General features: G+C 44.6%; 3 protein-coding genes and 2 pseudogenes. All 5 read left to right on the top strand.

The features are described from left to right. Nucleotides 1–288 (top strand): annotated as a pseudogene (locus B5D35_RS22590) (IS5/IS1182 family transposase); the annotation flags it as partial. Between the two features lie 372 nt (nt 289–660). Beyond that, the gene (locus tag B5D35_RS25105) at nt 661–3,978 is read left to right on the top strand and encodes an RHS repeat domain-containing protein (protein ID WP_078754675.1); all 3,318 of its coding nucleotides are present in this window, start codon (nt 661–663) and stop codon (nt 3,976–3,978) included. A gap of 350 nt (nt 3,979–4,328) precedes the next feature. Continuing rightward, complete coding sequence (locus B5D35_RS22575; protein ID WP_078754674.1) at nt 4,329–4,607, top strand: hypothetical protein; 279 nt, start codon at nt 4,329–4,331, stop codon at nt 4,605–4,607. Nucleotides 4,608–4,629: 22 nt separating this feature from the next. Further along, complete coding sequence (locus B5D35_RS25570) at nt 4,630–4,962, top strand: GFA family protein (protein WP_483189028.1); 333 nt, start codon at nt 4,630–4,632, stop codon at nt 4,960–4,962. Between the two features lie 122 nt (nt 4,963–5,084). Continuing rightward, nucleotides 5,085–5,369: pseudogene (locus B5D35_RS22565) on the top strand (transposase); the annotation flags it as partial.

The following is a 5,369-nucleotide window of genomic DNA, read 5'->3' as shown; positions in this document are numbered from 1 at the left end:
GCGCTTATCCCACCACGAGAAGGGGCTGCATTCTGGGAACAAGGACACCCTCGCAATTTAGCAGTAGGTTGTCAAAAGCTCTACGGCTCCAACAAGAAGTGGAAAAAGCGGTATGGCTATCACAAGCGCTCACTATCAGAGACAGCAATGTAGCGAGTAAAACAGCTGCTAGGTGGGAAATTAAGCCTAAAAAATTACAATGCTCAGGTTGGCGAGACTTACGCTATGATCAAAGCGCTGAACAAGCTTACAGGACTGGGTATGCCTGAAACTCAGTATATTGCTTAAGAACCGAACAACTTTAGGCTGCCATGTCTTCCAACCGAATTAAGCAACAAAGCCAAGAAAGAGGTCAATGGCGTCACAACGTATTTCAGCTATTACGATGAAAGCGGTGAATCGGATTGCCCCGAGAACAGATTTAGAGCATTTGTTAAATCTCAGGAAGTTGTTCCAGTTGGCGGTCAAAGCGGCAGCAGCAACAATAAGGTCGTTACTTTTACTTATGAGTCTATTGAGAAAATTGATGGCAGTGACACCTTTGTTGTACCAAAAACGAAAAGTTACGACGGCAACATACTGTCACTTTCTTATCATGGGTCTGATACAGATATATCGGTACGCTCAGAGCTGGCAGCCCATACCTTGTCGAAGGGTGAGTTGACCTCATCAAGTTCTTATGTTTATCAATTTGCTGATAATAGCTTCGTTAAAACAACTAACATAACGGGGTTTGATGCGGCTTCCGTCAGTAAGAAAGAGGAAATTTGTGTTTGGACGGGCAATGTTCTTTCCGAAACAGACATAGATAACGTAAAAACGGCGTATACGTATGATGCGTTAAATTTGCCTCTGACAAAGACGGAAGCCGTTGGTACCGACTACGAATTACAAACAACCTTCCAGTATGACAACCTCCCTGATATTGATGAATCGTTAGATCCTGAGTCGAGTATTGGTGTTCGGGTAACGATGACAACGCAAAGCCAAGTGCAAGTTATCGATTTCGACGGCGAACATAAAAAAGGCGTTTGTTATCAATCTGACAATGATGCTCAACTAAGAAAAGTGACGTCTTACGATTACGATAATCAGGGGCGGTTGCTACGCCAATTTAACTTTGATTATGAACTTGATACGGAAGGATTGGATCCCAAAGCTACCTATAGTACCAGTGTTGAATACCTCTATGGCCGCTGGGGGGAGGTATGTGAAGAAGCGTATCATGATGGACGAATTTTATTAAAAGCGTATGACCCATTCACATTGCAGCTAAACACGCAGTTAATACGTAGGGATGACGACGCGGACCCATCTACAATTACGGCAAAATTAGCGGAAAATATCAGTTTCTATGACTTGTTTGGCAACAAACTAAAAGAGCAGCTTCTCGATATTAATGGGCAGATATACAGTGACGTTTTGTCGAGTTACGACGGGTTTGGTCGAAAAGCGACGATGACTACGCCTACAAATGCAAAGGCAACCGTTGATGCTTATGATGCATTTGACCGGATCACGCAGGTTACGCTCGACAATGGTCAAAACGTCCTGTTGAGTTATCAGGATTTTACCAAATCGAATAACGCCATCACTTCCGTCGACACCCGAGATCCAGATACCCAAACACCGTATAACCTTGGCAAGCAAGTCTATAACGGGCTGACGCAGTTAACGCAGCGTACGGTGGCAAGCCGCACAACATCATTCTTGTATCAAAAATCGAAGAAGCGTCCAGATGCGATCCTTACGCCTAAGCACAGTAACAGCCAAGGACTGACATTTGATTTTGTGCCTGAGCTGAAAATGCAGGCTTCGGCAGTCAATGATTCAAAAGACTCGATCAGCTGTGTATATACCAAATCGTCAGAAGCTGGGATTATCCCCCCTATAGGTTCGCTAGCAACAACGGAAAACGCAACGGCGAAGTATGCGTATACCTATTCGCGGCAAGGTTTTGTGAATAAGGAGGTCATCACAGATAAAAGTACGAACAATGAGGTGACAAAGACAGTCACCAATACCTTACTTGGGCAATTGCTTCAGGTCGAAGTCAAAGACGGGGAGGAGGTGCTAACGAGTTGCCAATATACGTATGATGAATTCGGCAGACTAAAAAGCACTATTCAAGACGGTTTTACGTCAACGACGACCTATGATGACTTCGGCAGAGTAGAACGTTGTGAAACCACCATTGACGGCTGTACGAATAAACAAACAATCACAGCAAATTATGATGAGTTTGGCCGTGAATGGCAGAGACAAATTGACATTATCAACATTGAGCAGAACGACGAATCTTCATCTGAAAATGCCGTCCCGCAAATCAACATTCAGAATACCTACAACACTTTGAATCAACTGACGTGCCGAGAAACAAGCGTTAGCGAAATCATACTCAAGGAGGTTTATCTTTACGACGCGATGAATAGGTTGCAAAGCTACACCGCGGAATGTTCGGATACGCAGCGTCTACCCCAAGATGAGTATGGTAACGCCATTGTCTCGCAAGCATTTGACTTCGATATGTTTGATAACGTGATAAGTGTGACCAGTACTTTCCACGATAACAGTAGAAACGTTGCAACGTACACCTACACGGACGCAGCACAAAGACAAGTCTCAAGCATCCAGAATTCGCATAAGGACTATGTGGCGTCAGTGTCATTGGAGTACGATGCGGATGGTAATGTACTCAAAGACAAACCGAATGTTGCCTATGCCTACTCAGATTTTGGTCGACTCACTTCAGTGAGCCGTGATACTGAAAATATCGATTATTTGTATGATTCACTTAATCGTATTTTTTCAACGAAAACTCAGGATGGTGCATTAGCGAATCGTTTTTATGTTAATAATCGATTGGCGGTTGAGACATCGCAAGCGGCTAAAAGAACGTTGATTTCCCACCAAGGAATGCCGGTGGCTGAGGTCAATGGAGACCAAAAGCAATTCTTAGCAACCAACAGTCAAAATAGTGTGATATCAGTTCTAGACTTGGTAAACGCGAATGCCTTGCCACAGGCCATGACATACACCCCTCATGGCTTTAGGCATCTAAATGGCGTGAAGTCGGGTTTCAATGGTGAAATCGTTGAAGACCTCTCAGGATTCTACCTGTTAGGGCATGGAACGCGCGCTTATGCGCCTACGTTAGCCCTGTTTCTTTCCGCGGATAGCTATTCCCCCTTCAATGCGGGGGGCATTAATCCGTATATGTATTGTAATGGTGACCCAATCAACAATTCGGATCCTTCCGGCCATTTCAGTTCTGGGGCAGATCTTGGGCTCAATATCTTTTCGTTAATTGTCGATTTATTTGCGTTGGGTGCCGCTATCTATACGGGTGGTGCGTCGCTCGCTATTGGTGCGGCAATTATGGGCGTAACCAGTGATACCTTAGGTATTGCAGCAGATTCAATGGCGATTAAAGACGCTAAATCTGGTGATACTTCTCGACAAGACACCATACAAAATCTCGGCTTTGCGTCGGGTATTTTTGGCCTAGCGTCGATGGGTGTTGATGCTGGTATGAGTGGTCACAGTATTAACAACGTCGTTAAGAAACGTCCTAAATCCGGAGCCGCTAAAGATCCTGGCAAACAGACCTTTAGAAAATTCATTGATGATGGCACTCAAATCGGCGATATGCCTTCTTCTGAGCAATGGCTTGGGAAGAACAAGCCCCCTGTTTCGGAGCATGTTATTACCTATGGAAGCTTAGCAAAGCAGGTTGCTGTACCCATCCTCGATTTTGTTGGTCTGCATATGATTCTGGGAACATTAACACGGACAAAAGCCGTGACAGGCATTGCTGTTGGTACTGCATCCTTTGCATCCGGGTTGGCTTTATTTTCGAACACCACGTGGGCACCTGCTCCCAGTTCGAATGATACGCAATCGTCTGTGACAACCGCGCTTCAGGATAAGTTTCTTGTACCATTCAGCATCAGTGATATGGAGGATGAAAACAAATAAGGTTCATTAAAACGGTATTGAGGTTTTAGTATAAAGAAGGGAAATGGAGACGTTATATCACGCTCTCACTCCCCTGATGATTGCCTTGTTTTCTTCCGTTAAACTCCCTTGCATCTTCTGGATGCAAGGGAGTTAATTGTTTATGGTATCGATGAATTCTCCCAACCATACATAGGCTGAAATGGGCCTACACCTCATACTCATGGAAAGATGTGTGATGCAGGGGGGGACTTTCGAACAATTACGACCTTCGTTTATTGTTTGGCATCATTTCCCGTGATGCATCAAACGGCAATCTCACCTGTAATTTGGCAAGATAAATAGTATCAATCTCCATAGGATACAGCGACATGACCGACTGGTTGATCAAGCGTTGGGCAAGAATCAGAGATAAAGGCCAATTACGCTATGTGGCGTTAACAAGCTTGTTGCTGTCTTTGGCGCAAATTCTTGGTCGATTTATTGGTGCTTATTGGAGCAACGCGGGGGTGTGGCAGGAAAGCCATATGGAGGAGCTGGTGCTGCATGCCATCTTTGTCTTGCTGATTACGCCTGTACTCGCTGTTATGTTCTGGTATCTCGAAGAGGCTTGGTATCAAAAAGCCTTAAAACGAAAAGCAAAACGATAACTCTCCTAGAGGGGAACACATATTGTTGTACAAAGGAAGTTGCCTTTGCGGAATGGTATCCATCGAAATCCATGGTGAAATAGAGAAAGCCATCCATTGTCATTGCAGCATGTGTCGAAAAGCGCACGGCGCACAGTTTGCATCTTTTGGTTTAGTAAAGTCGACATCCTTTGTGACTAGCTCGAAAGGAGAGATAGGGCGTTATGCCTCTTCTGCTTCTGTGACTCGGACGTTTTGCAAAACGTGTGGATCTAACATTCAGTGGATTGACCATGGTAGCGATTACAACAAAGGTTGGGTGTCGTTTTCTCTTGGGTTGTTAGAGGGGACAGTCTGCCTGCGTCTGCGGTCTTAATGGTCCTTTCAAGCAATTGCAGCCAACATATCTAGCATCATATTGTTGATGGCTCTGTGGTAAGACCCCGCTTCTCTAGACACTCAATAGCTATATAATTGAACAAACTATGAGGTGTTGCTATGAGCGGAAAACGCTATCCAGAAGAATTCAAAATTCAAGCCGTCCAGCAAGTCACAAAACAAGGTCATACACTCAGCTCTGTAGCTGAGCGGTTGGGTATCAGTTACAAATCTTTGTGTGATTGGGTTAAAAAGTACGATAAGCCCGAGAAGCAGCGTAAACAAGAAGACGATCAAAGTGCAGAGATACGCCAGCTGAGGGCTGATTTAAAGCGGGTTACGATGGAAAGGGACATTTTAAAGGAAGCCGCGGTGTACTTTGCAGGGGAGTCAAAGAAAAGTACA

This window comes from Enterovibrio nigricans DSM 22720 (assembly GCF_900167155.1).
In the GTDB taxonomy this organism is placed as follows: Bacteria; Pseudomonadota; Gammaproteobacteria; order Enterobacterales; family Vibrionaceae; genus Enterovibrio; species Enterovibrio nigricans.
Note: the sequence above shows the minus strand (reverse complement) of the source record. Positions and strands in the feature narration are given on the sequence as shown.